Origin of the sequence: Pseudonocardia phyllosphaerae, from assembly GCF_046546475.1 — a bacterium.
GTDB classification, from domain to species: domain Bacteria; phylum Actinomycetota; class Actinomycetes; order Mycobacteriales; family Pseudonocardiaceae; genus Pseudonocardia; species Pseudonocardia phyllosphaerae.
Genome location: NZ_JBKGXS010000002.1, coordinates 156,825 through 183,145 on the forward strand (window position 1 = coordinate 156,825; position 26,321 = coordinate 183,145).

Genomic DNA, 26,321 nt, shown 5'->3' on the forward strand with positions numbered 1-26,321 from the left:
CCCCGGATGTCCGGGGACGGCGCCGCGTCGTATGAGTGCAGGTGTCGTACGGGTGCAGGTCAGGACGAGCGCCAGGACCCGTTCGCCGTCTGGGTCACCAGGCTCAGGATCGACGTGCCGATCACCAGGTGGATGATGCCCTGCGCGATCCGCACGGTCAGCGGCCCGGACTCGAAGGCCAGCGGCCACACCGCGGCCACGGCGGTGAGCAGGCCGATGATCCAGCCGAAGTAGCCCATCGGGCTCGGCACGGTGAGCAGCAGCAGGTGTACCAGCGCGGTCGCGGCCAGCGCGGCGATCGCGGCGGCGACGCACAGCCGGACGACCTGGTCGGTGCTCCCGACGACGCCGGCCTCGACCGGTGCCAGGTACGGGATCTGCAGCAGCACGCGCACGATCAGCAGCCCGACCAGCGCGATCAGCGCGGCGATCACGGCGGTCGCGAGACCGCCGGCCCACAGCTTGCCGCCGTCCACCGGCGACCGCCGTCGCACGGGCTTCTTCGGCTGGCTCGCCTTCTCCTGGCTGACCGCCTGGGTCCTGTCCTCGGCTTCGGCCATCGTCGGCTCCCCGGGTCTCGCGCCGGCATTCGCGGCACAGCGTTGTGTGGTCGGTGGTACCCGGCTGGTCCGTTTGCCGCAACACGGACTACTCAAGATCGCCGGACGTGTACGGAAGGCTACGCCGCGCGCCGCGCGCGCGGAACGCCCGGTACCGGGAAGTCCCCCGTCCGGTCAACCGAGCCGGTCGTGCTGCGTATCACGGCGCCCCGGGGCACGATCGGGGCACGTCCGCTTCACCGCCGAAGGAGAGACACCGATGAGTGAGAGCCTCACCGTCACCCGCACCGTCGACGCCACCCCGGAGCAGCTCTTCGCGGTCCTGTCGCACCCCGAGCGCCACGAGGACCTGGACGGGTCGTCCATGCTCCGCGGCCTCGAGGCCCCCATCCGGCTCACCGGGGTCGGCGACGAGTTCGTGATGAAGATGCACAACGACGCGCTCGGCGACTACCGGATGCGCAACACCGTGACCGAGTTCGAGCAGGACCGGAAGATCGGCTGGGCGCCCGCGCTCGACCCGATCGACGGCTACACCGACAAGGTCGGCGACATGCGCGGCGAGGGCCACACCTACACCTGGATCCTCGAGCCCGACGGCGACGGCACGAAGGTCACCCAGGTCTACGACTGGAGCGGCGTCAAGGACGACACGTTCCGCGGCTTCTTCCCGATGCTCACCGAGCAGCAGCTCGCCGAGTCGATCGAGAAGGCCGCCGCGGCCGCCACCGAGTCCTGAGGCCGGGCCCCGACGACGCCGCGACGACTCAGGGCGCCGGGGGCAGGACCAGCCGCGCGAGCAGCCGGTCCGCCTCGGCGTCCGGGTCGTCGGTCAGGCCGGCGTGCACCGGGCCGGGCTGGACGATCGTGCTGCGCGCGGTCGTCAGCCTCCGGAACCTGCGGCCGATGTCCTCCCCCGCTCCCGGCCCGCGGGCCGCCAGCGCCCCGGTGGCGTGCCGGTCCGAGCGCGGCGGCTCCGGCACCGACGCGATCGCGGCGAGGGCCTCCAGCAGGTCGGCGACGGCGTCGGCGTCGGCGTGCGGGTCCAGCGCGGCCAGCCGGTCGCGGTCCAGGTGCACCCGCACCGCCAGCACGTCCTTCGCCCGGCAGTGCAGCAGCACACCGGCGTTCATCGCCTCGCCGCGCTCGATGCGCGGCACCACGCGCAGCAGCGCATACTCGTAGCCGGCCCGGCCCGTCGGGCTCACCGGCCGACACCGCCGAGCCGCAGCCAGGACGGGTGCCGGGGCGCGCGCTCCACCGGCCGCGGCCGCCCCGCGGCGACGGTCTCCACGACGCCCGGCAGCCACGCCTCCCGCTCCGCGAGCCGGCCGAGCAGCGCCGTCCGGTAGGCGGCCCGCACCTCGCCGGGACCGGCGAAACCGACGGGGCCGTCGGTGCCGTCGGTGCCGTCGGTGCCGTCGGTGCCGGCTACGCCGTCGGTGCCGTCGAGCCACTCGTCGGGGACCCGGGCCAGGACGGCGTCGACCAGCTCCGGGGTGACCTGCGGTGCGAGTGCGGCGTCGGCGGCGGCGAGGTCGGGGTGGGCGCCGAGCAGCACGTGGTCGGCGGCGTCGTAGGGCCGGGCGGGCCAGCGCGGCGCCGAGTCCCAGGCGTGCGCGAACGTCAGGGTCGCCCCGTGGTCGATCAGGTACGGGCTGCGGTGCCAGAGCAGCATGTTCGAGTTCCGCCAGGACCGGTCGACGTTCCCGACCAGGGCGTCGAACCAGATCACCCGGCCGGCGAGCTCCGGCCCGACGTCGAACGCGATCGGGTCCAGGTCCAGGGCGCCGGGCAGGAAGTCCACGGCCAGGTTCAGCCCGGCGGAGTTCCGCAGGAGCTCCTGGACCTCCTCGTCGGGCTCGGTGCGGCCGAGGTCGCCGTCGACGGTGATCGTGGCGATCTCGGGGACCGACAGCCCGAGCGCGCGGGCCAGCTCGCCGGACACGATCTCGTTGACCAGCACCGACCGGCCCTGACCGGCGCCGGTGAACTTCACGGCGTAGGTGCCGAGGTCGTCGGCCTCCATGAGACCGGGCAGCGACCCGCCCTCCCGCAACGGCGTCACGTAGCGGGTGGCGGTGACGTGGCGCAGCCCCGGAGCGCGCCCGCCCGGTGGGGTCGGCACGGTCCGAGGCTAGCCGCCGGGGAGCTCGCTCAGACGGCGAGGACCCGCCGGTGCCTGCCGTCCTGCCGGGCCGCCTTGCGCTCGGCGATGCGGTCCAGCCATGCGTCGAGGGAGAACCGGCCCGGTCCGGCCGCGGCGACGAACAGCAGGCCGCAGATGATCACGCCGACCAGCGCCCAGCCCTTGTTGTCCATGAACAGGCCGTTCTTGCCGTGCACGAAGAAGATGGCGCCGCACATCACGAAGGTCATCAGCCCGGCCGGGATCACCATCCGGTACCCGAGGACCAGCGAGACGGTCACGACGACCTCGACGACGATCGTGAACGACGCCGCGGCGATGGCCAGCGGGATGCCGAAGTTCTGGAACACGGCCGCCGTGGTGAACAGGCCGGCTCCCACCTTCTTCAGGCAGTGCATGAGAATGATGTAGCCGAGTACGACCCTGCCGACGAGCAGTGCGACGTCGCGCGGAGTACCGGTGAGCGAGCGGAACAACGTGTCCTCCGGGGCTGGGAACCCAGTGATCACTGCGGGTGGCTCCCCCACCACGCAACGCGCTCACGATAGAGCCGAACCTCGTCCTGTCCACCCTCATCGGCGACGTGGCGCGACGAGAAGACCGCGCGGCGCGACGAAAGTCATTGCTCATGCACACATCGACATGGTTCGGGTGACCGCTCGCCGTGACCGGTGCACCCGGAGCCACCGCCGGTCGCGCACCACCGAATCGATTCGGAGTCCGTCCGCCGCGTCATCCTGTCGCCCGCTGCGACGACCGGTCGGCCGGTTGCTCCGGACGTGTCCGTCGCGCTCGGCCGGGCGCGCTGCGCGATGTCGGTCCCGCTGCGCGATGATGTCGCGCGTGTCCGAGATCAGCAGCACGCCCAGCAGCAGCACCTCCGGTTTCGACATCACCACGACTCCCGAGTGGACCGCGCTGACCGAGCACGCGGCCGCCGTGGAACCCCGTCACCTGCGCGCCCTGTTCGACGAGGACCCGGGCCGCGCCGCCGCGATGACCGCCGAGGGCGTCGACCTCGCCCTGGACTACTCCAAGCACCGCATCACCGGTGACACCCTCGGCCTGCTCGTCGACCTCGCCCGGGCCGCCGGGCTGCCCGAGCGCGTCGAGGCGATGTTCTCCGGTGAGCACGTCAACACCTCCGAGGACCGCGCGGTGCTGCACACCGCGCTGCGCCTGCCCCGCGACGCGTCGCTGACCGTCGACGGCCAGGACGTCGTCGCCGACGTGCACGCCGTGCTCGACCGGATGGGGGCCTTCACCGACTCCGTCCGCAGCGGCGAGTGGACCGGCTTCACCGGGAAGCCGATCCGCACGATCGTCAACATCGGGATCGGCGGCTCCGACCTCGGCCCGGTCATGGCCTACGAGGCCCTGCGCGACTACGCCCAGCGCGACCTGCAGTGCCGGTTCGTCTCCAACATCGACCCGACCGATCTCTACGAGAACACCCACGATCTGGACCCGGCGACGACGCTGTTCATCGTCTCGTCGAAGACGTTCACCACCCAGGAGACGCTGACCAACGCCCGCAACGCGCGCACCTGGCTGCTCGAGGGCCTGGGCACCGAGGACACCGCCGCCGTCGCCAAGCACTTCGTCGCGGTGTCGACGAACGCGGAGAAGGTGTCGGAGTTCGGCATCTCCACCGACAACATGTTCGGGTTCTGGGACTGGGTCGGCGGGCGCTACTCGGTCGACTCGGCGATCGGGCTGTCGCTGATGTGCTCGATCGGCAAGGAGCACTTCGGCGAGTTCCTGGCCGGGATGCACGCGATGGACGAGCACTTCCGCACCGCCGACGCCTACCAGAACCTGCCGGTCATCTCCGGGCTGCTCGGGGTCTGGTACACGAACTTCTTCGGCACCGAGACCCGCGCCGTGCTGCCCTACAGCCAGTACCTCCACCGGCTGCCCGCCTACCTCCAGCAGCTGACCATGGAGTCCAACGGCAAGTCCGTACGCGGCGACGGCAGCCCCGTCTCCACGGTCACCGGCGAGATCTTCTGGGGCGAGCCGGGTACGAACGGCCAGCACGCCTTCTACCAGCTGCTCCACCAGGGCACCCGGCTCGTGCCCGCCGACTTCATCGGGTTCGCCCAGCCGCACCACGACCTGCCCGGCGACGACGCGGCGGACATGCAGGACCTGTTCATGGCGAACCTGTTCGCCCAGTCGGCGGCACTGGCGTTCGGCAAGACGGCTGAGGAGATCCGGGCCGAGGGGACGCCCGAGGAGGTCGTGCCGCACAAGGTGATGCCGGGCAACCGGCCGTCGTCGACGATCCTGGCGGCGCGGCTGACGCCGTCGGTACTCGGTCAGCTGATCGCGTTCTACGAGCACGTGACGTTCGTCGAGGGCACGATCTGGGGCATCGACTCCTTCGACCAGTGGGGCGTCGAGCTGGGCAAGGTCATGGCCAAGCAGTTCGGCCCCGCCCTCTACGCCGCGAACCCGCCGGACGCGAAGGAGGCCGGGCTCGACCCGTCGACCGCGTCGCTGATCGACCGGTACCGGGTCTGGCGCGGCCGGTGACCGCACTCGCCGCGGTGCAGCGGGACGCCCGGCGGCCGGCCCTCGTCGGCGCCGGGCTCCTGCTGCTCGCCGCGGTCCTGATCACGGTCGCGAACACCGGCGGGTTCCAGCCCGCCGACACCGCCGCGCTCGGCGACGGGGTGGCCCTGCGGTCGCCGGACCCGGTCGGTTTCGCCGTCCTGGTGACGACGCTGGGCAACACCGTCGCGCACACCCTGCTCGGCCTGGCCGGTGGCGCGCTGCTGTGGTGGCGCGGGCACCGGGCGGACGGGATCTACCTCGCGGTGACCCCGCCGGTCGCGTCGCTGGTGTTCACCGGGATCAAGCAGCTCCTGGACCGGGCGCGCCCGCCCGCGGAGCTGCAGGTCGTGCGGGAGACCAACGAGTCGCTGCCGTCCGGGCACGCGACGATGGCCGCCGCCGCGGTCACCGCGCTGGTCCTGGCGGTGTGGCCGCACGTCGCCGCCCGGGCGCGCGCGGTGCTGGTGCTGCTCGGTGCCGCCTGGGTGACCACGGTCGGGCTGACCCGGATCTATCTCGGCGTGCACTGGGCGTCGGACGTGCTGGCGGGGTGGACGCTCGGCGCCGGGATCGCCGTCGCGGGGGTGGCGGTGACGGCGTTCGTGCTGAGCCGGCGGCGGGTCGCGGGGTAGGTCAGTCGGCGTAGCACACCGTTTCCGTACGCAGCACATGCTGCGGCGTGTGCTGCGTACGGAAACGGTGTGCTGCGCCGGGGCCGCACGCGTGCGTGGTCAGGAGTGCGGGTCGTCCAGCCGCGGGTCACCGGGCTCCAGATCCGGCTCCGGTGTGGGCGGCTCCAGCTCCCGCAGCAGCCGGTTCGCCCGCGGCCCGGCGTCGGCGATCTCCTGGGCCGCCTCGTGCCAGCCGACGATGTCGCCACGCACCCACGCCGCACGCGTCCGCTCGACCGCCTGCTCGCAACGGACGGTCAGGTGCAGGCCCTGCCGGTAGGCGTCGTTGCGGCGGCGCCACTTCTGTTTGCGGATGAACCGCCCGACCTTGCCGACCGCGCGCAGTGCGGACGCGATGTCCTTCGTCCGCTCGATCGGCACCGGCAGCCCCGCGGTGGCTCGCGTCCGCTGGACCTGGATGGACACGAGTCCGGCGGCGAACAGGGACGCGAACAGCAGCAGCACCCCGACGAGCAGCACGGTCGCACCGAAGATCGCACCTGCGGCGATGAGGATGATCGGCGCGAGGCCGAAGTAGCGCCACCACCCCAGCACGCGCAGCAGGGTGACCACGCGTTTCTGCTGGGCAGGGTCGGGTGGACCCTGGTCCGCCCGGACCAGTCCGCCACGGTCGCCGAAGATCAGTGCGGAGTCGGTGTCCTCAGGCACGCGGCGATTGTGACCGATTCCGCGGAGTTCGGCTCAGTTCTGCTCGTTCGTGCACCACCAGGTCGACCGTCCACCGCAGCTCCGGCATGTCGATCAGTGTGGCGCGGTCGTGGAACACCCGCGCGGCGCTCGCGCGTTGACCCGGTCATGAGCACGACGGAGACGGCTGCCGAGCGGATGAGGGTGCGCGCCCCGGAGCTGCGCGGGCGGCGCTGGCTGAACACCGGTGGCCGGGACGTCACCCTCGCCGACCTGCGGGGACGCATCGTCGTGCTGGATTTCTGGACGTTCTGCTGCGTGAACTGCCTGCACGCGCTCGACGAGCTGCGGCCGCTGGAGGAGGAGTTCGGCGACGTCCTGACCATCGTCGGCGTGCACTCGCCGAAGTTCGTGCACGAGGCCGACCCGGCCGCCGTCGAGGCCGCCGTGGAGCGCTACGACGTCACCCACCCCGTGCTCGACGACCCCGAGCTCACCACCTGGGACGCCTACGCCGCCCGCGCCTGGCCGACGCTCGCGGTGATCGACCCGGACGGCTTCGTCGTCGCCCGGATGGCCGGCGAGGGGCACGGGCCGGGGCTCGCCGCGCTCGTGCGGGAGCTGGTCGAGACCCACGGCGACCGGCTGCGCCACGGCGACGACCCCTACGTCGCTCCCCCGCCGCCGCAGACCGCGCTGCGGTTCCCGGGCAAGGTCGTCGCGCTGCCTGCCGGCACGTTCCTGGTGTCGGACACCAGCCACCACCAGCTCGTCGAGCTGGACACCGATCTGGAGACCGAGGTGCGGCGGATCGGGGACGGCACCCGCGGGCTCGTCGACGGCACCGCGGACACGGCCCGGTTCTCCGAGCCGCAGGGCCTGCTGGTCGACGGCGACTCCGTGCTCGTCGCCGACACCGTGAACCACGCGATCCGCCGCGTCGACCTGCCCACCGGAGCGGTGACGACCGTCGCCGGGACCGGGGAGCAGCTGCGCGAGCGCGTCGCCCCGGGCGAGACCTCGGCGGCGCTGTCCTCGCCGTGGGACCTGGCGTGGTGGGACGGCCGCGTCGTCGTCGCGATGGCGGGCCCGCACCAGCTCTGGACGCTCGATCCGGGTACCGGCGAGGCCCGGGTGCTGGCCGGGACCACCAACGAGGGCCTGCGCGACGGCGCGTTCGACGAGGCGTTCTTCGCGCAGCCGTCCGGGCTGGTCACCGGCCCGGACGGGACGCTGTGGGTCGCCGACTCCGAGATCTCCGCGCTGCGCCGGATCGCGCCCGGCGGGACCGGTGCCGGTGCCGCGGTCGCGACGGCCGTCGGGGCGGGGCTGTTCGAGTTCGGGCACCGCGACGGTCCGGCCGCCGAGGCGCTGCTGCAGCACCCGCTCGGGGTGACCGTGCTGCCCGACGGGTCGGTCGCGATCGCCGACACCTACAACGGCGCCGTCCGCCGGTTCGACCCGGCCACCGGGCAGGTGTCGACGCTGGCCGAGGGGCTCGCCGAGCCGTCGGACCTGCTCGTCGACGGGGAGAACCTGGTGGTCGTCGAGTCGGCCGCGCACCGGCTGACCCGGCTGCCGATCCCGGCCGGGTCGCTGGTCGACGGTGGCGCCCACGTCGTGCGGCGCTCCCCGACCGCGCTCGGCGCGGAGGTCACACTGCGGATCGGGTTCACCCCGCCCGCCGGTCAGCACCTCGACGACCGGTTCGGCGACCCGACGTCGCTGACCGTCGCCGCGGACCCGCCGTCGCTGCTGCTCGACGGCGCAGGCACCGCGACCGGGCTGACCCGCACGCTGCGCCTCGACCCGGCCGCCGGGTCCGGAGTGCTGCAGGTCGCCGTCGCCGCCGCGGCCTGCGACGACACCGGCGACGGGTTCGCCGCCTGCCACCGCTACCAGCAGGACTGGGGCATCCCGGTGGAGATCACGAGCGACGGCCCGGACGTGCTGGACCTGGACCTGCGCTCGGTCTGACCTCCGCCCCGGCCGATCAGCCCTCCATCCAGGCCAGCACCGCCATCACCCGCCGGTGGTCGTCCGACGACGGCGGCAGCTCCAGCTTCGTGAAGATCGACGAGATGTGCTTCTCGACGGCGCCCTGGGTGATCACCATCAGCCGTCCGATCGCGGTGTTGGTGCGGCCCTGCGCCATCAGCTCCAGCACCTCGCGCTCGCGCCGCGACAGCCCGGCCAGCGGGTCCTTGCGGCGGCGCTTGGTCAGCAGTGCCGACACCACCTCCGGGTCCAGGACGGTGCCGCCCGCGGCGACCCGCTGCAGCGCGTCGGCGAGGTCGGTGAGCTTCGAGACCCGGTCCTTGAGCAGGTAGCCGACCCCGCCACCGGCTTCGAGCAGGTCGGTGGCGTAGGACTCCTCGACGTACTGGGAGAGCACGAGGATCCCGACCTTCGGGTGGGTGCGCCGGATCTCCAGCGACGCGCGCAGCCCCTCGTCGGTGAACGACGGCGGCATCCGGACGTCGACGACCGCGACCTCCGGCTCGTGCTCGGCCACCGCGGCGACGAGCTCCGTCCCGTCCCCGACGGCGGCGACGACCGTCGCGCCCGCCTCCTCGAGGAGCCGGACCAGGCCCTCCCGCAGCAGCACCGAGTCCTCGGCGAGCACCACCCGCATCGTCATGTCCTCATCCTGGGTCACGTGTCGCCGAGGCCGGCCACCGGCACCTCCGCGGACAGCAGCGTCGGTCCCCCGTCGGGGCTGTGCACGTCGAGGCGGCCCTCGACGATCTCCAGGCGGTCGGCGAGCCCGGCGAGACCGTGGCCCTTGCCCTGGTGGGCGCCGCCTCGGCCGTCGTCGCGCACGCAGACGCGCAGGGTCTGCTCGTCGACGGTCACGGTGACCGTCGCGCTCGTGGCCTCGGCGTGCTTGGCGACGTTGGCCAGTGCCTCGGTGACCACGAAGTAGGCGGTGTTCTCCACCAGCGCGGGCAGCCGGACTCCGTCGTCGAGCCCGACGTCGAGGTCCACCGGCACCGGGCAGCGGCCGGCCGCCGCGGCGAGCGCCGGGCCGAGCCCGCGGTCGGCGAGGATCGGCGGGGCGATGCCGCGGGACAGCGCGCGCAGCTCCGAGAGCGCCTCGCGGCTCTGCTCCAGGGCCTCGTCGAGCAGCGGGCGGGCGCGGTCCGGGTCGTCGTCGAGCCGGCGCACGGCCGCCTCGATGTCCATCCCGAGCCGGACGAGCCGTTGCTGCGGCCCGTCGTGGATGTCGCGTTCGAGCCGGCGCAGGGTCTGTGCCTCGGCGGCGACCGCGGCCCGGCGACCGGCGGCGAGCGCCTGCGCACGGGCCCGCAGCGCGGCGGTCTGGTTGGTGAGCAGCCCGCGGGCCAGCAGCGCGCGGACGTCGGTCAGCCAGCGCACCACCGTCGGCAGCGTGACCAGCAGCAGCACGCCGAGACAGGTGTTGAGCGCGATGTCGCCCGCCGACGAGTGCATGCCGGTCGTGGAGTGGAACAGCGTCCAGTCGCCCTCCCCGCGGGGCAGCGACCACTGCCAGAAGACGTAGAACACCCCGCCGAGCCCGGTGATCGCCCACACCAGCGCGACCACCGCGGTGATCACCCGCAGCGGCAGCCCGGCGACCGCGTGCGCGACGTCGCGCCAGGACTGCGGGTCGGCCAGCGCGCGGAAGAGCCTGCTCATCAGGCGCCGGCCGCGGTTGGGCCGGTAGTGGTGCGGCGGCAGCGGGCGCCCGGTCGCGGCCACCGTGGCGCGCCGCTCCAGCTCGGCGAACCCACGCGCACCGGCAAGCGTCCCGACGACGATCGGCAGCCCGATCCAGGCCACGAACGTGCCCGCGCCCAGCGCCAGCCCGACGATCACGACGATGCCGCTGACCAGCGCGAGCGGCAGCCCGGCCAGCAGGTAGGTCATCTGCGCGCCGAGCCGGGTCCGGCCCGGCCACCCCGACGGCCAACCCACCGACGACGGCAGGTTCAGCCCGCCGTCACGCAGCAGGTACTCGCGCAGCGCACCGTTGCCCCAGCCCTCCAGCGCCCGCACCAGGTGCGGGTCGAGCGGGTTGCGGCCGGGCTCGGCCTCCGGGTCCGGGGCGTCCGCCGCCACCCGGGGCTCCGGGGGCTCCGGGACCTTCGCCGTCGTCGGGGTCTTCGGCGTCTTCGGGGTCTTCGGGGTGCGGTACGGGCGGGCCCGGGCGGCACGCGTGCCTGAGCCACCGGGGGGCACCGTCTCCTCGGCATCGGCCATGGTCGCGGGTCACCTCCGGTCGTCGGCTCCGGTCCTGCCCGGGCACACGGTGCCGGGTACGGGGCTCACGATAGAGCCCGCCACCGACAGGATGACGTTCGCCGGAGCAGGCGCGACGGGTCGGTGGCGCCCCTCACTCCCCCGCGATCACAGCGGGGCTCGCGCCCGGGCGTCCGGCGTGGTGGGCTGACCATGGACGTGAGCAACCGCAACGACGCGAAGCGAGGAACCACCGTGGACCCCTCCGACCTGCAGGACGTACTGACCTCGGTCCGCGACTTCATCCGCACCGAGGTGGTGCCGCTGGAGGAGACGATCGACGCCGAGGACGCCGTCCCCGAGCGGATCGTGGAGCAGTGCAAGGAGATGGGCCTCTACGGGTTCACCATCCCCGAGCAGTACGGCGGCCTGGGCCTGACCGCATCGGAGGAGGTGCGGCTGGCCTTCGAGCTCGGCTGGACCACCCCGGCGCTGCGGTCGCTGTTCGGCACGAACAACGGCATCGCCGGGCACGTGCTGCTCGAGGGCGGGACCGAGGAGCAGAAGGCGCAGTGGCTGCCGAAGCTCGCCTCCGGGGAGGTGACCGCGTCGTTCGGGCTGACCGAGGCCGACGCCGGATCCGACCCGTCGTCGCTGACCACGAAGGCGGTGCGCGACGGCGACTCCTGGGTCCTCAACGGCTCCAAGCGCTACATCACCAACTCCCCCGTCGCCGACGTGATCATGGTGTTCGCGCGGACCGACCCGGACGCCCCCGGCAACCGCGGCATCTCCACGTTCCTGGTGCCTGCCGGCACGCCGGGACTCTCCGTGGGGCCGAAGGACAGCAAGATGGGCCAGTTCGGCGCGTGGACCGCCGACGTGCACCTCGACGACGTCCGGGTCCCGTTCGACAACGTGGTCGGTGGCGAGGACGGCGTCGACCAGGGCTTCCGGATCGCCGCCCGCTGCCTCGCGCACGGACGCCTGCACATCGCCGCCGTCTGCGTCGGGATGGCCGACCGGCTGGTCCACGAGACCGTCGAGTACGCCAAGGAGCGCGAGCAGGGCGGGCGGCCGATCGCCCGGTTCCAGCTGATCCAGGGCCTCGTCGCGGACTCGGTGACCGACGCCCGCGCCGGCCGCGGCCTGGTCCTCGACGCGGCGACCACCTTCGACGACGGCACCGACACGATCTCCGGGCCCGCGGCGGCGAAGTACTTCTGCTCGGAGATGGTGGGCCGGGTCGCCGACCGTGCGGTCCAGGTGCACGGCGGGGCCGGCTACATGCGCGGCGTCGCCGTCGAGCGCTTCTTCCGCGACGCCCGGCTGTTCCGGATCTACGAGGGCACCAGCCAGATCCAGCAGGTGATCATCGCGCGGGACGTGCTGGGGAAGGCCGCCCGGGACTGAGCACTCCACGTACTCCACGTACTCCACCGACGACGAACGCCCGCCCCGGGACTTCCCCGGAGAACGTCCCGGCCCCGGGAGGACGTCCGACGCGAGATCTCCTTGCCCCGAGGGGCACCCTCGTTCCAGCCCCTGCCCCGAGCGTGCCCCTCGGGGGCGTCGCCGGATCCGCGCGCTCCGCACCCCCTGCCCCGAGGGGCACCCTCGTTCCCTTCGGCGGTAGCGAGGGTGCCCCTCGGGGCAAAGCGAAGGGTGGCGCCGAGGGACACCGGCTCTGTGCTGGCACGGGCCTGTACCGGGTACACGGGCGACAGTCAGTCGGGGTCCGCGACGAGGTCCGGGCGCGGGAGCAGGGCGGCGCGTTCGTAGCTCCGGCAGAGCTCGTCGACGACCGAGGCGGAACGTCTGCGGACATCGCTCGGCAGGCTCTGGACGACGACCACACCCGCCCGGCTGAGGTCGCTACGGCGCCGGACGGTACGCGCATAGTCGGCCGGACCGAGGTGGAACTCGATGGAGTCGATCTCCCAGGCCATGCCCACGTCGTCGAACCAGACGTCCACGACGGCGACGAGCTCACCGGTCGTCCGATCACGAAGCGACACATTGTGCCGCGCTCCCGGCAAGCCGGTCGTCCGCAGCAGCGCCCGGGCGTCGGCCTCGGCCACCGAGCGCACCCCGGCCGTCATCTCGGCCAGGACCGTGCGGGGCATCGCGGTGCCGCGTGAGCTGCAGTTCGCGAGCTCCGTGATCAGGTCGGCGAGCGTGCAGTGGCCGTGCTGGACGAGATCGGCGAACAGCGTCCGAACGAGGTCGCGGTCCCGGGACCGCCGCACCGTGTCGAGCGCGGCCCGCGCAACGGGGGCCAGCGGGAACCGGCCTCCGGCCGCGGCGGGGAGTCGCCGGGTGCGTTCGGCGCACAGAACTGCACCGCTCGCCCGCCGCCGATCGTGCGGGATGAGGACGTGGACGGGACCGTGTGGAGCCGCCGCCGTCCGGACCGAGTGGAGAGCCAGAGCGTCCGCGCCGGTGACGACGGCGCCCGGGCCGGCGAGCAGGACGGCAGCGGCACGGCGGTCGTCGCGGGTCACGGGTCCGTTGTCGAGTTTCACCGCGCCGGTGACCACCCTCGTCCAGGGGCCGTCCGGGCTGCACCGCCGGGAGATCGTGCGCCGGTCGACGCCTGCGTCCTCCAGCTCCCGGACTCGCACGACCCTCCGTCCGGGGAAGCGTGAGCGGATCTCGTGCGGCAGCGGCACTCGTCGTCGGGACATGCCGTGATCCTGTGCCCGGACGATGCACGTGAACCCGCGAATCAGGTCGCTGTGGATGGCTGGGCGGGCTGGGGACAGCCAGTCGCCCGTACCCACGCCGCTCGGGCCCCCGCTGCTCCGGCCGCCGCAAGTCGCTGCCGACCGGTGCTCTTCGCGCGCCCCCGTGCCCCGAGGGGCACCCTCGCTACCGCTGAACGAAGCCAGGGTGCCCCTCGGGGCACGCGGGGCGGAGCAGCCCGGTGCTACCGATGCCTCGAGGGGCCCCCTCGTCACCACCGGTGGGAACGAGGGTGCCCCTCGGGGCGCAGCGCCTCGTCGGCCCGGAGCGCGACGGCACCGAGGCACAGCGCGACGGCTCGGAGGCACAGTGCGCGGCGGTGCCCCGGGCGCCCCGCAGACGACGAACGCCCCGCCCCGGTGATCCGGGAGCGGGGCGTCGTCGTCGGGAAGGTCAGTGGTGCGCGGGCTTGCGGTGGTACTCGAAGACCAGCCCGCCGACGGCGATGAGCACCAGCGTCATCCCGACCAGCAGCAGCCAGATCTGCCAGAAGGCGATGGCGATCGCGGCGAGCGAGGCGGCCGCGGCGATGCCGAGGGGCCAGTAGCTGCCGGGCGAGAAGAAGCCGACCTCGCCGGCGCCGTCGGAGACCTCGGCGTCGGGGTTGTCCTCGGGGCGCTCCTCCAGCCGTCGCGAGACGAACCGGAAGTAGGTGCCGATGATCAGGGCCAAGCCGCCGGTCAGCCACAGCGCGACGATGCCGACGACCTCACCCGCGAGGATCGTGTAGGCGATGGCGCACAGGAAGAAGAACCCGGTGCAGATCTCGAAGATCCGGGACTCGATCTTCATCGGTGACGGGTCCTTCCTCAGCCGGTGACCTGGGCGGCGAGCTGCCCACGGTCGGTGGAGAACGGGTGCGTGGTGACCGCCTCGGGGGCGCACCACTGGCCGCAGTTCAGCGCCTGCAGGGCCTCACCGGTGGTGTAGGGCTGCCCGGACTGCGGGTTGGTCTGCGTCCGCAGCTGCAGGTACCGGTCGAACAGCTCGGGCTTGAGCGCCCGGACCTCGAAGTTCATCTGGGAGTGGTAGGTGCCGCACAGCTCCGCGCACCGGCCGACGAACGCGCCCTCGCGGTCGATCTTGTCGATCACGTAGGTGTTGTCCTGCTCGTTCTTCTCCGGGAAGGGGAAGACGTCGCGCTTGAAGAGGAACTCCGGCACGTAGAACGAGTGGATCACGTCGGGCGAGCGCTGGGTGAACTCGATCGACTTCCCGGTCGGCAGCACCAGGATCGGGATGGTGTCGCTGGTGCCCAGCGTGCTGACGGGCTTGCCGCCGGGGCCCGGGGTGTCGGGGTAGGAGAACTCCCAGTTCCACTGGAAGCCGACGATGTTGACGCGCAGGTCGGCCGGACCACCCGCGGACGGGGCGTCCTTGTCCACGAAGCCCTGCACGTTCATCGTGAAGCCCCACAGGACCGCGACGATGACCGTCGGGATCGCGGTGAAGACCAGCTCGACGGGCAGGTTGTACTGCGTCTGGCGCGGGAGCGAGCCGTCGTCGTCCTTGCGCTTGCGGTGCAGGATCATCGCCCAGAACATCGCGCCCCAGGTGATGACGCCGACGATCAGCGCGGCGACCGCGGACCAGGTCCACAGCGTCCGCATCTCGGCGGCCTCGGGGGTCACGCCGATCGGCCATCCGAAGCGGATGACCTCCTCCACCGAACAGCCGGACAGCGCGGGTACGGCCGCGACGCCCAGCAGACCGAGCTTCGCCGCCCGGGCGATCCGGGAGCGGCTCTTCGTTCGGGCCACCGCGCGCCGCCTTCCTGTCGTGTCCTGCCTCAGCCGCACTGCCAGCACGTTCTTCCTCGTCCAGCCGTCACCACGGAGGTTCGCGAGCGATCTTCCACCACCCGGATGGAGCATCGTCTTCGACCTCGCGTAGAGCCTAGACGAACGCCGCTCACCGCGCCCCCTCCGGGGTGCCCGGATCGTCCCGGCGGCGAGCGGTCGCCCCGGAGCGACGGCCAGCAGCTCACACCGTCCGGTGACGTGCGGGTGACCGCGCGGCGGCGGGGCGTGCACGACCCGTCCGGGCCACTCGGCATACTGATCGGTGTGTGCGGACTGCTGGGACTGCTGACCTCCGGGGCGGATGCCGCGACCCGGGTGGAGCCGATCGCCGACGCGTTGCGCTGTGCGCGGCACCGCGGCCCCGACGAGAGCGCGACGTGGAACGACCACGACCTCGTGCTGGGGTTCAACCGGCTCTCCATCATCGACGTCGAGAACTCCCACCAGCCCCTGCACTGGGGCCCGGTGCCGGGTGAGGACACGCGCTACACGATCGTCTTCAACGGGGAGATCTACAACTACCTCGAGCTGCGCGAGCAGCTGATCGAGGAGTTCGACGCCGTCTTCGCGACCGAGGGCGACGGCGAGGTGATCGTCGCGGCGTACCACTACTGGGGCGCCGAGGCCGTGGAGAAGCTGCGCGGCATGTTCGCGTTCGCGATCTGGGACGTGGTCGACCGCACCCTGTTCCTCGCGCGCGACCCGTTCGGCATCAAGCCGCTCTACATCGCCACCACCGGCGTCGGGACCGTCTTCGCGAGCGAGAAGAAGTCGATCCTCTCCCTGGCCGGCAGCATGGAGATGGGCCTGGACCTGGAGCCGGCGGCGCTGCAGCAGTACCTGACCCTGCAGTACGTCCCCGAGCCGCTGACGCTGCACCGGCACGTCAACCGGGTCGAGTCCGGCACCCACGTGACGGTGCGCCCCGGCGAAGAGCCGGTGCACGAGCGCTACTTCCGCCCGAAGTTCGTCTCGCTGCCCAGCCACACCCCGGCCAGCGCCGAGGCCGAGGCGATCGTGCACGGCGAGATCGCCGACGTGCTGCGCGACTCGGTGTCCAAGCACATGCGCGCGGACGTGACGGTCGGTGCGTTCCTCTCCGGCGGCATCGACTCCACCGCGATCGCGGCGCTGGCCAAGGAGCACAACCCGAACCTGATCACCTTCACGACCGGGTTCGAGCGCGAGGGCTACTCCGAGGTCGACGTCGCGGCCGAGTCCGCGGCGGCGATCGGTGTCCGGCACGTGGTGCGCACGGTGAAGCCGGACGAGCTCATGGATGCCCTGCCGCTGATCACCTGGTACCTCGACGACCCGGTCGCCGACCCGGCGCTGGTCCCGCTGTGGTTCATCGCCCGCGAGGCCCGCCAGTACGTCAAGGTCGTGCTCTCCGGCGAGGGTGCCGACGAGCTGTTCGGCGGCTACTCGATCTACCGCGAGCCACTGTCCCTGGCGCCGTTCGAGAAGGTCCCGGGCAGCCTCAAGCCGCTGATGCGCAAGGCGTCCCGCAAGATGCCGGAGGGCATGCGCGGCAAGGACCTGCTGCGCCGCGGCTCGCTCAACCTCGAGCAGCGCTACTACGGCAACGCCCGCATCTTCCGCGACGACCAGCTGCACGAGGTGCTGCGCGGCTACGACCCGCGGATCTCGCACATCGACGTCACCGCGCCGCACTACTTCGCCTCGCACGACTGGGACCCGGTCGCCCGGATGCAGCACGTGGACCTGTTCACCTGGCTGCGCGGCGACATCCTGGCCAAGGCCGACAAGGTCACGATGGCGAACTCGCTGGAGCTGCGGGTGCCGTTCCTCGACCCCGAGGTCTTCAAGGTCGCCTCGACCCTGCCGCTGTCGCAGAAGATCACGACCGGGCCGAACGGCACCACCAAGTACGCGCTGCGCAAGGCCTGCGAGGGGATCATCCCGCCGCACGTGCTCAACCGCCCGAAGCTGGGCTTCCCGGTGCCGATCCGGCACTGGCTGCGCGACGAGATGTACGGCTGGGCCCGCGACATCCTGCAGAACTCCGGTGCCGGGCACCTGATCGACCTGCAGGCCGTGCACCGCATGCTCGAGGCGCACCGTCGCGGCCCGATCGACCACTCCCGCCGGATCTGGGCGGTGCTGGTCTTCCTGATCTGGCACGGCATCTTCGTCGAGCGCCGGATCAACCCGGAGATCCCGACCCCGCAGTACCCGGTCAAGATCTGAGCCCCTGAGCACTCCTGACCACGCAGAAGGCCCCCGATCCGAACGGATCCGGGGGCCTTCTGCATTCCCACGACGGTCTGCGTTCACACGACGGTCAGGCGGGGAGGACGGGCTCCAGCTCGGTCGCCACGGCCTCGCCGAAGGCGGCGCGCAGGCGGGTCAGGGCGTTGTCCTTGTCCCAGGTCCACTCCTGCGGACCGTCGGACTCCAGCACGTAGGTCGCGATGAGCGCACCCAACTGGGCCGAGCGCTCCAGGCCCAGACCGGCGCCGAGCGCGGTGAGGAAACCGGCGCGCCAGGCGTCACCGACGCCGGTCGGGTCGACCTGCTCGGTCGGCGGGACGACGTCGACCCAGGTCTCGGTGCCGTCGGACTCGACGATCACCGCGCCCTTCTCACCGTAGGTGGTGATCCGGGTGCCGACCTTGGCGGCGACCTCCTCGGCGGTCCAGCCGGTCTTCTTGAGCAGCAGCTCGTACTCGTAGTCGTTGGTGACCAGGTACGTGGCGCCGTCGACCAGCTTCTTGGCCTGCTCGCCGTCGAGCCGGGCGAGCTGCTGGGACGGGTCGGCCAGGAACTTGTAGCCCTTCTCGCGGCACTCCTCGGTGTGCCGGATCATGGCGTCCGGGTCGGAGGCCCCGATGAGGACCAGGTCGAACCCGCCGACGCGCTCGGCGATCGGCGCGAGCTCGATCTCCTTGGACCGGGCCATGGCACCGGTGTAGAAGGACGCGATCTGGCGCATGTCGTCGTCGGTGGTGCAGACGAACCGGGCGGTGTGCACGTCGTCGAAGCTCTGCACACCGGACGTGTCGACGCCCAGGTCGTCGAGCACCTTCTTGTACTCGGCGAAGTCGGATCCCACCGCACCGACCAGCACCGGGTTCTGGCCGAGCACACCGAGCGCGAACGCGATGTTGCCGGCCACCCCGCCCCGGCGCACCGTCAGGTCGTCGACGAGGAAGCTGACCGAGATGCGGTCGAGCTGCTCGGCGAGGATCTGCTCGGAGAACTTCCCGGGGAAGTGCATGAGGTTGTCGGACGCGATGGATCCCGTAACGGCAATAGGCACGGGTGGGACCCTACGACACACGACGGGGCCCCGTCCCGGCCGTGCAGGCCGGAACGAGGCCCCGTCGAGGCTCTGACCTGGGCGGGCGCGCCGCCGGATCTAGATCAGTTGAACGAGTCACCGCAGGCGCAGGAGCCTCCGGCGTTCGGGTTGTCGATCGTGAAGCCCTGCTTCTCGATGGTGTCGACGAAGTCGATCACGGCGCCCTGCAGGTAGGGAGCGCTCATCCGGTCCACGCCGACCTTGAGGCCGTTGAAGTCGCGGAAGAGGTCACCGTCGAGCGAGCGGTCGTCGAAGAACAGCTGGTAGCGCAGGCCCGCGCAGCCACCGGGCTGCACGGCGATGCGCAGGTGCATGTCGTCGCGCCCCTCCTGCTCGAGCAGGGTGCGCGCCTTCTCGGCCGCGGAGTCGGTGAGCTCCACGCCGTGGGTCTCTGCCGTGGCGTTCGCGGTGCTCACAGCGTTCGCGGCGTTGTCTACGGTCATGACTCTCCCAACAGCGTGCGGGACCGCCGTGTTCCCGCCGGCGGCGTTCTTGCTGCCATTCATTCTACGACGGACATCCGGCCCGGGTCGCCTCCGCACGCATCCGATCCCCGGCGACGGCGGTGGGGCGCGTCACGAGGGCGCGTTCCCGCTGGTCGCAGCGCCGCCGGTGCTCCACTGCGGTGCGACGCGCGCGGCGAGCGCCTCCAGGGTCCCCGCCGGATCGGCCAGTGACGCGCCGAGCCCGGCCTCGCCGGCCACGTCGTATGCGGCGTGGATCCCGGCGGCGCGGGCGTCGTCGTCGGGGGCGCTCGCCTGCCCGGCCAGCACCAGGCAGGCGACGCCGCGCTCGGCCGCGCCGCGGGCGACGGCGGTGACGAGCTTGCCGCGCAGCGACTGCGCGTCGAAGCTGCCCTCGCCGGTGACCGCGACGCCGCCGGACTCCGCCACCGCGTCGAGCTCGGCATCGAGGCCGGTCAGCGTGCGGACCAGCCCGGCGCCGGACTCGACCCGCGCCCCGAGCGCGAGCAGCGCGGCCCCGAGCCCACCGGCGGCGCCCGCGGACGGCTCGTCCCGGACCTCGCGCCCGGCCAGCGCCGCCAGCGGTCCCGCGAACACCGCCAGCGCGGCGTCGAGCTCGGCGACGGTTCCGGGGTCGGCGCCCTTCTGCGGGCCGAACACCGCCGCGGCGCCGTGCCTGCCGAGCAGCGGGTTGTCGACGTCGGAGGCGGCGACGAGCTCGACCCCGGCGAGTGCGGGGGCGCCGTCGATCCGGTCGCACACGGCCAGGGCGGCGCCACCGGGCGGGAGCGGGAGGCCGTCGTCGTCGACCGGGACGGCGCCGAGCGCCGACAGCATCCCGGCACCGCCGTCGGTGGTGGCCGACCCGCCGAGCCCGACGACGATCCGCCGCACCCCTGCGTCGCGGGCCGCGGCGACCAGCTCCCCGACGCCGTGGGTGCAGGCCAGCCGGGCGGTCTCCGGCATCCGGTCGGCACGCGGGACGTGGTGCAGCCCGCAGGCCGCGGCGGCCTCGACGTAGGCGGTGCCGCCGGCCTCCAGCCATGCCGCGCGCACGACGTCGCCCAGCGGACCGGTCACCTCGGCGTGGTGCAGGGTGCCGCCGAGCGCGGCGTGCAGGACGGCGACGAAGCCGGTGCCGCCGTCGGCGAGCGGGACCTCCCGGACGTCGTCGCCGGGCACCGCCCGCCGCCAGCCGCGGGCGATCGCCGCGGCGGCCTCGCGGGCGTCGAGCGTCCCGCCGAAGGAATCCGGCGCCACCACGATGCGCATGCGGGCGAGGCTAGCCGCGGCCCGTATCCTGGTCGCGTGAGGTTCCTGCGCCGTTCCGAGACCCCGACGAGCACCGACGCGGCGGGCACGACCGCCACCGCCGGCGAGACCGCCACGGCCTCGCCGCAGCCGGGGCAGGGGCGCGGGCGGACCCACACCACCGAGGGCAAGGGGCACGCCACCCCGAAACGCCGTGATGCGCAGGGCAAGCGGCGCGGCCCGGCCCCGGCGCCGCCGCGGACGCAGCGGGAGGCCGCGAAGTTCGCGAAGGCCAACCGTCCGCAGAAGTCCAAGGAGGAGCGCCGCGCCGAGGCCGCCGAGCGCCGCCGCCGGATGGACGCAGGCGACGACCGCGTCCTCATGCCGCGCGACCGCGGCCCGGTGCGCGGCTACGTGCGCGACATCGTCGACTCGCGGCCGCACCTGATCGGGCTGTTCCTGCCGCTGGCCGCGCTGGTGATCATCGCCGCGCTGATCCAGTCGCCGGTGATCCAGCAGTACATGACGCTGTTCACCTTCCTCATGCTGATCGTCATGGTGATCGAGGGTGTGCTGCTCGGCCGCCAGGTCATGCAGAAGGTGCGGGCGAAGTTCCCGGACGAGGACGTGCGGGCGCTGCCGCTGGGCTGGTACGCCTTCTCCCGGGCCACGCAGCTGCGCAAGATGCGCGTGCCGAAGCCGCGGGTGCAGCGCGGCGCCGACGTCTGAGACCCGGCCCGCGGTCACCCGGAACCCGGCCGGTCCGCGATCCGGCAGCGGGGCTCAGTCCAGGAGCAGGGCACCGTGCGGCTTGTCCAGCGCGGCGGCCAGGCCGGGCCGCTCCCCCACCACGACCTCGACGAGGTCGCGCGGCTCACCGAGTGCGTCCAGCAGCGCGGTGACCCGCGCCGGGGCCGGGTGGGTCAGGCGCAGGACGTCCAGGCTCGCCGGTACCGGCAGGTCGTCGGACGGGTGGCGGGTGCTGCCCCACTCGATCAGGAACGGCAGCACACCGCCGCCGGAGTCCGGCGGGAACGCCAGTCGCCAGCTCAGCAGCTCGCCGTCGGGGCGCCGCCGCGACATCTCCCGGGGCTCTCCCGGGTCGTGCCCGGCGCAGCGGGCGGCCTCCAGCGCGGCGTCGAGGTCGTCGACGCGTACCGCCCAGGTGACCAGTGCGGACGCGGTCAGCGTGTCGATGCCGAACGGGCGCGGGGCCGCCGGCTCGGGCTGCTCCGGGTCCGGCCCGACGACCTCCAGATAGCGGCCCGGCCCGATCCCGGCCAGCCGGTTGCGGGTGCCGACGCCGACGTGCGGGCCACCGTCGACGGTGAACACCCCGCGTGCGGCGAGGTCGTCGACGGTGCGGGCGAGGTCGGGCGTGGCCAGCACCAGGTGATCGAGCACCTTCCCGACGCTACTCCGGGCGGGTACGTCACGATGTGCGCGTGACGAATCGGCTCCCCCTCCGGACGCTCGTCCTCGGCGGCACCCGCTCCGGCAAGTCCCGCTACGCCGAGGAGCTGTTCGACGACGGCGCACCCGTCCGCTACCTGGCCACCGGACGGCGGATCCCCGGTGACGCCGAATGGGACGCCCGGATCGCGGCACACGCCGCGCGTCGTCCGGCCGGATGGAGCACCGAGGAGATCACCACGGGCCCCGGTCTCGCCGCGGCGCTGGCCGTCCCGGGCCCGGTGCTGGTCGACGACCTGGCGACCTGGCTGACCGGTGTCCTCGACGACGCAGGCGCCTGGGATGCCCCGGCCGTGCCCGCCGAGGTGGACGAGACGGTGTCCGCGCTGGTCACCGCGGTCCGCGACGCGCCGGGTCCGCTGGTGCTGGTGTCGGCGGAGGTCGGCCTCGGGGTGGTGCCCGAGTCGCGTGCCGGGCGGCTGTTCCGGGACCGGCTCGGGGAGCTGAACGCGGCGCTGGCCGACGTGTGCGACGACAGCGTGCTGCTGGTCGCGGGGCGCGCGCTGTCGCTGGGTGGGGCCGTGCGGGTGGCGGCGTCCGAGGGCCCAGGTTCCGGAGCGGCCGTCTCCGGCGAAGCCGTGTCCGCAGGCGCCGGGGCCGCCGTGTCCGGAGCCGCTGCGTCCGGAGCGCCGGTGTCCGGCGACCACGTTCCCGGCGGCGCCGTCTCCGGGGCCGCCGTCTCCGGGGCCGCCGCGGACGATCCGGCCGAGCCGGGCACCCCGGCGGGCGACGTCGCGGGCACGCCCGCGCAGGTGCCCGGGGCGGTCGACCCGGCCGGGCCGGTGGCCCCGGACGTCCCGGCAGGCGACGCGGCACCGGACGGGGCCGACCCCGCCACGTCCCCGCCGGCCGTGCCCGATCCGGCGGTGCCCGATCCGGCGGTGCCCGATCCCGTCGTCCCGGCCACCGTCGAACGCCCGGACCGCACGGCCCGGCGGGAGGCGACCGCCCGCGTCGCTGCGCTCGCCACCCCCGCCGGGGGCCTGGGCCGGCTCGGCGAGCTGGGCATCTGGCTGGCGTCCTGCCAGGGGCACTGCCCGCCGCGGCCGCCGGGACGGGCCCGGGTCGTGCTGCTCGCCGCCGACCACGGCGTCGCCGAGGCGGGTGTCTCGGCGTACGGCCCGGAGGTCTCCGCCGCCCGTGCGGTCGCCGCGGCCGCCGAGCGGCTGCCGGTGACCGTCGCCGCCGCGGCGTCCGGGGCCGGGGTGCGGGTCGTCGACGTCGGCCTGGCCACCGCCGGGCACGGGCTCGGCGACGAGCACGTCGTCGCCCGCGGGTCCGGCCGGATCGACCACGAGGGCGGCGCCCTCACCGCCGTGCAGGCCCGCCGCGCCTGGGACACCGGGCGCGCGCTCGCCGACTCCGAGATCGACGACGGCGCCGACCTGCTGCTGCCCGCCACCCTGGCCGTCGGGGTGAGCACCCCGGCGTCGACGCTGGTCGCGGCCGTGACCGGGACCGAGCCGGTCGCCGTCGTCGGCCGGGGGTCCGGGATCGACGACCGCGCCTGGATGCGCAAGACCGTCGCCGTCCGTGACGCGCTGCGCCGCGCCCGCCCGCACACCCGCGACCCGCTCGCGCTGCTCGCCTCCGCAGGCGGGACGGACCTGACGGTGCTGGCCGGGCTCCTCGCCCGCGCCGCCGAGCGCAAGGTCCCCTGCGTGCTCGACGGGCTCGCCGTCGGCGCGGCCGCGCTGCTCGCCGAGGAGCTCGCCCCCGGCGCCCGGGACTGGTGGCTGGCCGCGCAGCCGTCCACCGAGCCCGCCGCCGGGATCGCGCTGGAGCAGCTGTCGCTGACCCCGGTGCTCGACCTCGCCGTCCGCGCCGAGGACGGCACCGCCGCGGTCGCCGTGCTGCCGCTGCTGGTCACCGCCGCCCGGGTGCTCGCCGACACCGCGACCGCCGGGGAGACCGGGATCGTCCCCGCCGGGGACCGGACGACCGCCGCCGCGGGCCGGTGAGCGCACGCCCGCTGTCCGGGCTCGCCCTGGCGGTGAGCTGGCTGACCGTCGTCCCGGCCCGGGTGCGCACCACCGAGGACGGTGCGCTGCCCGACGGGGTGGCCGCCGCCGCGCTGCGCTGGGCGCCGGTCGTCGGCGCGGTGCTCGGGGCCGCCGGAGCCGTGCTGTTGCTGGGCCTCACCGCGCTCGGGGTGTCGCCGCCGGTCGCGGGGCTGGTCGTCGTCGGGGCGGGGGCGCTCGCGACCCGCGGCATGCACGTCGACGGGCTCGCCGACACCGCCGACGGCCTCGGCAGCTACGGCCCGCCCGACCGTGCCCTGCGGATCATGGCCGACGGCGGTGCCGGCCCGTTCGCGGTCGTCACGATCCTGGTGGTGCTCGGCGGGCGCGCCGCTGCGCTGGCCCAGCTCGCCGCGGCCCCGGGGTGGGCGGTGGTCACCGTCTGCGCGCTCGCCGCGGCCACCGGGCGGGCCGGGTTCTGCTGGGTCGCCCGCCGCGGGACCCCCGCCGCCCGGCCAGGTGGGCTGGGCGCGACGGTCGCCGGGTCGCAGCCGTCCTGGGTGGCGCCGCTGTGGTGGGCCGGGCTCACCGTCGCCGGAGCGTTCGCCCTGGTCGCGGCGGTACGGGCGGCCGTCCCGCGCGGCTACGCGGGCTACCTGCCCGGCGCCGGTGCCGCGCTGCCGGGAACGCTCGACGGGGCCGGGCTCGCCGTCGCCGTCGCCGGAGCGGTGCTGCCGGCGGCGCTGGTCGTCGTGGCTCTGGCGGCGCACACCCGTCGGCGGTTCGGCGGGATGAGCGGCGACGTCCTGGGCGCCGCCACCGAACTGGGGACGACCACGGTGCTGGTCGTGCTGGCCGCCGCGCTCACCGGGTGATCACCGGTTGCGGAGCGGATCGCACGCTCAGCGGCGCGAACACTCCTGAACCGTCGATCATGAGCAGGGCTCACCGGGCCACAGCGCGGCGACGGCGGCGTCGACGTCGGGCACCACCGGCACCCCGTACGGCACGGCGGGCCGGTCCACCATCAGCACCGGGACCCCGCGCTCGCGGGCGGCGGTGAGCTTCGGCGCGGTCGCCGCTCCTCCGGAGTCCTTGGTGACGAGCACGTGCGGGGCGACCTCGTCGAACAGGGCCCGCTCGGCGTCGAGGCCGAACGGGCCGCGGTCGAGCAGCAGGGTGTGCCGCACCGGCAGCGGCGGGTCCGGCGGGTCGACGGCGCGGATCCAGAACGCGGCGTCGACGCCCGCGAACGCGGCCAGCCCGCCGCGGCCGGTGGTGAGCAGCACCCGCCCCGCCGGCTCCCGTCCGGCGCCCGGCCCGCTCCCGGTGGCACCCGGCGCCCCCGCGTCCGGCCGGCCCCCGCGGCCCGGGCCCGCGCCCCCCGGCAGCAGCGCGGGCAGCGCGGCCGCGGCGTCGGCGACGGTCGCGACGCGGTGCCAGCGGTCGCCGGGGCCCGCGGTCCAGCCGGGGCGGCGCAGCACCACCAGCGGGGTACCGGTGGCGGCGCAGGCGGCCGCGGCGTTGGCCGTCATCGCCGACGCGAACGGGTGCGTGGCGTCGAGCACCGCGCCGATCCGTTCGTCGCGCAGGTAGGCGGCCAGGCCGTCGGCGCCGCCGAACCCGCCGATGCGCACCTCGCCGTCGGGCAGTGACGGGCTGCGCACCGCCCCGGCCAGCGACGACACCACCCGCGCCCGCCCGGTCAGCGCCGCCGCCGCGGCCCGTCCCTCGGTGGTGCCGCCGAGGACCAGCACCGCGCGCGCGTCGTCCATGTGCAGCAGGGTAGGCGCCATGGCGATCACGACCGTGGTGTTCGACGTCAACGAGACGCTGTCCGACCTGGGCCCGCTGCACGAGGTGTTCCGCGAGCTCGGCGCACCGGACGGGTCCGCACCGCTGTGGTTCACGACGACGCTGCGCGAGGGCATGGGGCTGGCCGCGGGCGGCGAGGCCCGCCCGTTCGCGGAGATCGGCCGGAGCACCGCCGCGGAGCTGCTGCGCCGCAACGGCGCCGACCCCGGCCGGGCGGACCGGGTGATCGAGGCGTTCCTCGGGCTGCCGGTGCACCCGGACGTGCACCCCGGGATCGCCGCGCTGCGGGCCGCCGGGCTGCGGCTGGTGACGCTGTCCAACGGCGCCGCCGCCGTCGCCGAGCGGCTGCTCGGCGACCACGGCCTGCGCGCGATGTTCGACGCCGTGCTGTCGGTGGACGACGGCGTAGACAGCGGAGACAGCCAAGACAGCGGAGACGGCGGAAACGCGGGGGTCTGGAAGCCCGCCCCGCACGCCTACACCCACGCGCTCACCGGGCTCGGCGTCGCACCGGAGGAGGCCGTCATGGTGGCGGTGCACCCGTGGGACCTGCACGGCGCCGCCCGCGTCGGCATGGCCACCGCGTGGCTCGACCGCGACCGCGCGACGTGGCCGGGCTACCTGACCCCGCCGACGTTCACCGTCGCGGCGCTGCCGGAGCTGGCCGCGCACCTGGACTGACGGGCACCCGGAGC

The 26,321-nt window shown here is 74.0% G+C and carries 25 protein-coding genes; 10 read left to right on the forward strand and 15 right to left on the reverse strand.

Annotated elements, in window-relative coordinates:
* Positions 1–59 precede the first annotated feature (59 nt).
* Positions 60–560, reverse strand: a complete 501-nt coding sequence (locus tag ACLE50_RS06075) for a DUF6069 family protein (protein WP_410942404.1) — start codon at positions 558–560, stop codon at positions 60–62.
* A gap of 259 nt (positions 561–819) precedes the next feature.
* On the opposite strand from ACLE50_RS06075, the gene ACLE50_RS06080 reads away from it, so the two are divergent.
* Entirely contained in the window at positions 820–1,299 is a 480-nt protein-coding gene (locus tag ACLE50_RS06080) for an SRPBCC family protein (RefSeq protein ID WP_410942405.1), read from the forward strand.
* Positions 1,300–1,327: 28 nt separating this feature from the next.
* Here the strand turns inward: ACLE50_RS06080 and ACLE50_RS06085 are convergent, their stop codons facing one another.
* Genes ACLE50_RS06085 through ACLE50_RS06095 form a run of 3 tightly spaced genes read right to left on the reverse strand, consistent with a single transcriptional unit; the run spans position 1,328 to position 3,218 of the window.
* A complete protein-coding gene (locus tag ACLE50_RS06085; protein WP_410942406.1) occupies positions 1,328–1,768 on the reverse strand; it encodes a DUF3037 domain-containing protein in 441 nt (146 codons plus the stop codon).
* Entirely contained in the window at positions 1,765–2,688 is a 924-nt protein-coding gene (locus ACLE50_RS06090; RefSeq protein ID WP_410942407.1) for a HipA family kinase, read from the reverse strand. The genes ACLE50_RS06085 and ACLE50_RS06090 overlap by 4 nt, the downstream gene beginning before the upstream one ends.
* Before the next feature lie 29 nt (positions 2,689–2,717).
* Positions 2,718–3,218 carry a DoxX family protein gene (locus tag ACLE50_RS06095; RefSeq protein WP_410942408.1) on the reverse strand — a complete coding sequence of 167 codons (501 nt, stop codon included), beginning with the start codon at positions 3,216–3,218 and terminating at the stop codon, positions 2,718–2,720.
* 334 nt (positions 3,219–3,552) lie between these two features.
* Between ACLE50_RS06095 and pgi the strand changes: the two genes are divergently transcribed.
* Both pgi and ACLE50_RS06105 read left to right on the forward strand, forming a co-directional pair.
* Positions 3,553–5,247, forward strand: a complete 1,695-nt coding sequence (gene pgi, locus ACLE50_RS06100) for a glucose-6-phosphate isomerase (RefSeq protein WP_410942409.1) — start codon at positions 3,553–3,555, stop codon at positions 5,245–5,247.
* The gene (locus tag ACLE50_RS06105) at positions 5,244–5,900 is read left to right on the forward strand and encodes a phosphatase PAP2 family protein (protein WP_410942410.1); all 657 of its coding nucleotides are present in this window, start codon (positions 5,244–5,246) and stop codon (positions 5,898–5,900) included. Before pgi ends, ACLE50_RS06105 begins: the two co-directional genes overlap by 4 nt.
* Positions 5,901–5,999: 99 nt before the next feature.
* Here ACLE50_RS06105 and ACLE50_RS06110 read toward each other — a convergent pair whose 3' ends face one another.
* Positions 6,000–6,608, reverse strand: coding sequence for a hypothetical protein (locus tag ACLE50_RS06110; protein ID WP_410942411.1), 609 nt, complete (start codon positions 6,606–6,608; stop codon positions 6,000–6,002).
* A gap of 147 nt (positions 6,609–6,755) precedes the next feature.
* On the opposite strand from ACLE50_RS06110, the gene ACLE50_RS06115 reads away from it, so the two are divergent.
* On the forward strand, positions 6,756–8,564 hold the full coding sequence (locus ACLE50_RS06115) for an NHL domain-containing thioredoxin family protein (protein WP_410942412.1): 1,809 nt from the start codon (positions 6,756–6,758) through the stop codon (positions 8,562–8,564).
* Between the two features lie 16 nt (positions 8,565–8,580).
* Here ACLE50_RS06115 and ACLE50_RS06120 read toward each other — a convergent pair whose 3' ends face one another.
* Positions 8,581–9,222: a response regulator transcription factor gene (locus ACLE50_RS06120; RefSeq protein ID WP_410942845.1), complete on the reverse strand. Its 642-nt coding sequence runs from the start codon at positions 9,220–9,222 to the stop codon at positions 8,581–8,583.
* Between the two features lie 20 nt (positions 9,223–9,242).
* The gene (locus ACLE50_RS06125; RefSeq protein ID WP_410942413.1) at positions 9,243–10,811 is read right to left on the reverse strand and encodes a sensor histidine kinase; all 1,569 of its coding nucleotides are present in this window, start codon (positions 10,809–10,811) and stop codon (positions 9,243–9,245) included.
* A 234-nt stretch (positions 10,812–11,045) separates the two neighbouring features.
* Between ACLE50_RS06125 and ACLE50_RS06130 the strand changes: the two genes are divergently transcribed.
* The gene (locus tag ACLE50_RS06130) at positions 11,046–12,203 is read left to right on the forward strand and encodes an acyl-CoA dehydrogenase family protein (protein WP_410942846.1); all 1,158 of its coding nucleotides are present in this window, start codon (positions 11,046–11,048) and stop codon (positions 12,201–12,203) included.
* A 314-nt stretch (positions 12,204–12,517) separates the two neighbouring features.
* Here ACLE50_RS06130 and ACLE50_RS06135 read toward each other — a convergent pair whose 3' ends face one another.
* The 3 genes from ACLE50_RS06135 to ctaC all read right to left on the reverse strand — a co-directional run bounded on the left by ACLE50_RS06135 (position 12,518) and on the right by ctaC (position 15,295).
* Positions 12,518–13,414 (reverse strand): hypothetical protein, encoded by an 897-nt coding sequence (locus ACLE50_RS06135; protein ID WP_410942414.1) that lies wholly within the window; start codon positions 13,412–13,414, stop codon positions 12,518–12,520.
* 514 nt (positions 13,415–13,928) lie between these two features.
* The gene (locus tag ACLE50_RS06140) at positions 13,929–14,327 is read right to left on the reverse strand and encodes a cytochrome c oxidase subunit 4 (protein WP_410942415.1); all 399 of its coding nucleotides are present in this window, start codon (positions 14,325–14,327) and stop codon (positions 13,929–13,931) included.
* A 17-nt stretch (positions 14,328–14,344) separates the two neighbouring features.
* Positions 14,345–15,295 carry an aa3-type cytochrome oxidase subunit II gene (gene ctaC / locus ACLE50_RS06145; protein ID WP_410942416.1) on the reverse strand — a complete coding sequence of 317 codons (951 nt, stop codon included), beginning with the start codon at positions 15,293–15,295 and terminating at the stop codon, positions 14,345–14,347.
* Between the two features lie 306 nt (positions 15,296–15,601).
* On the opposite strand from ctaC, the gene asnB reads away from it, so the two are divergent.
* A complete protein-coding gene (asnB, locus tag ACLE50_RS06150; RefSeq protein WP_410942417.1) occupies positions 15,602–17,548 on the forward strand; it encodes an asparagine synthase (glutamine-hydrolyzing) in 1,947 nt (648 codons plus the stop codon).
* A gap of 94 nt (positions 17,549–17,642) precedes the next feature.
* Here asnB and ACLE50_RS06155 read toward each other — a convergent pair whose 3' ends face one another.
* The 3 genes from ACLE50_RS06155 to ACLE50_RS06165 form a co-directional block, all read right to left on the reverse strand.
* A complete protein-coding gene (locus ACLE50_RS06155; RefSeq protein ID WP_410942847.1) occupies positions 17,643–18,578 on the reverse strand; it encodes a carbohydrate kinase family protein in 936 nt (311 codons plus the stop codon).
* Positions 18,579–18,724: 146 nt separating this feature from the next.
* Positions 18,725–19,105, reverse strand: a complete 381-nt coding sequence (locus tag ACLE50_RS06160; protein ID WP_410942418.1) for a HesB/IscA family protein — start codon at positions 19,103–19,105, stop codon at positions 18,725–18,727.
* A 132-nt stretch (positions 19,106–19,237) separates the two neighbouring features.
* Positions 19,238–20,398, reverse strand: a complete 1,161-nt coding sequence (locus tag ACLE50_RS06165; RefSeq protein ID WP_410942419.1) for a glycerate kinase family protein — start codon at positions 20,396–20,398, stop codon at positions 19,238–19,240.
* Between the two features lie 36 nt (positions 20,399–20,434).
* On the opposite strand from ACLE50_RS06165, the gene ACLE50_RS06170 reads away from it, so the two are divergent.
* Positions 20,435–21,106: a DUF3043 domain-containing protein gene (locus ACLE50_RS06170; RefSeq protein ID WP_410942420.1), complete on the forward strand. Its 672-nt coding sequence runs from the start codon at positions 20,435–20,437 to the stop codon at positions 21,104–21,106.
* Positions 21,107–21,160: 54 nt separating this feature from the next.
* On the opposite strand, the gene ACLE50_RS06175 is transcribed toward ACLE50_RS06170, so the two are convergent.
* The gene (locus ACLE50_RS06175) at positions 21,161–21,781 is read right to left on the reverse strand and encodes a VOC family protein (protein ID WP_410942421.1); all 621 of its coding nucleotides are present in this window, start codon (positions 21,779–21,781) and stop codon (positions 21,161–21,163) included.
* 41 nt (positions 21,782–21,822) lie between these two features.
* On the opposite strand from ACLE50_RS06175, the gene ACLE50_RS06180 reads away from it, so the two are divergent.
* Together ACLE50_RS06180 and ACLE50_RS06185 are read left to right on the forward strand one after the other, a co-directional pair.
* Complete coding sequence (locus tag ACLE50_RS06180) at positions 21,823–23,811, forward strand: bifunctional adenosylcobinamide kinase/adenosylcobinamide-phosphate guanylyltransferase (RefSeq protein ID WP_410942422.1); 1,989 nt, start codon at positions 21,823–21,825, stop codon at positions 23,809–23,811.
* Complete coding sequence (locus tag ACLE50_RS06185; protein WP_410942423.1) at positions 23,808–24,686, forward strand: adenosylcobinamide-GDP ribazoletransferase; 879 nt, start codon at positions 23,808–23,810, stop codon at positions 24,684–24,686. The genes ACLE50_RS06180 and ACLE50_RS06185 overlap by 4 nt, the downstream gene beginning before the upstream one ends.
* 57 nt (positions 24,687–24,743) lie before the next feature.
* Here the strand turns inward: ACLE50_RS06185 and ACLE50_RS06190 are convergent, their stop codons facing one another.
* Positions 24,744–25,586, reverse strand: a complete 843-nt coding sequence (locus ACLE50_RS06190; protein WP_410942424.1) for a cobalt-precorrin-6A reductase — start codon at positions 25,584–25,586, stop codon at positions 24,744–24,746.
* 19 nt (positions 25,587–25,605) lie between these two features.
* Between ACLE50_RS06190 and ACLE50_RS06195 the strand changes: the two genes are divergently transcribed.
* A complete protein-coding gene (locus ACLE50_RS06195) occupies positions 25,606–26,307 on the forward strand; it encodes a haloacid dehalogenase type II (RefSeq protein WP_410942425.1) in 702 nt (233 codons plus the stop codon).
* Positions 26,308–26,321 lie beyond the last annotated feature (14 nt).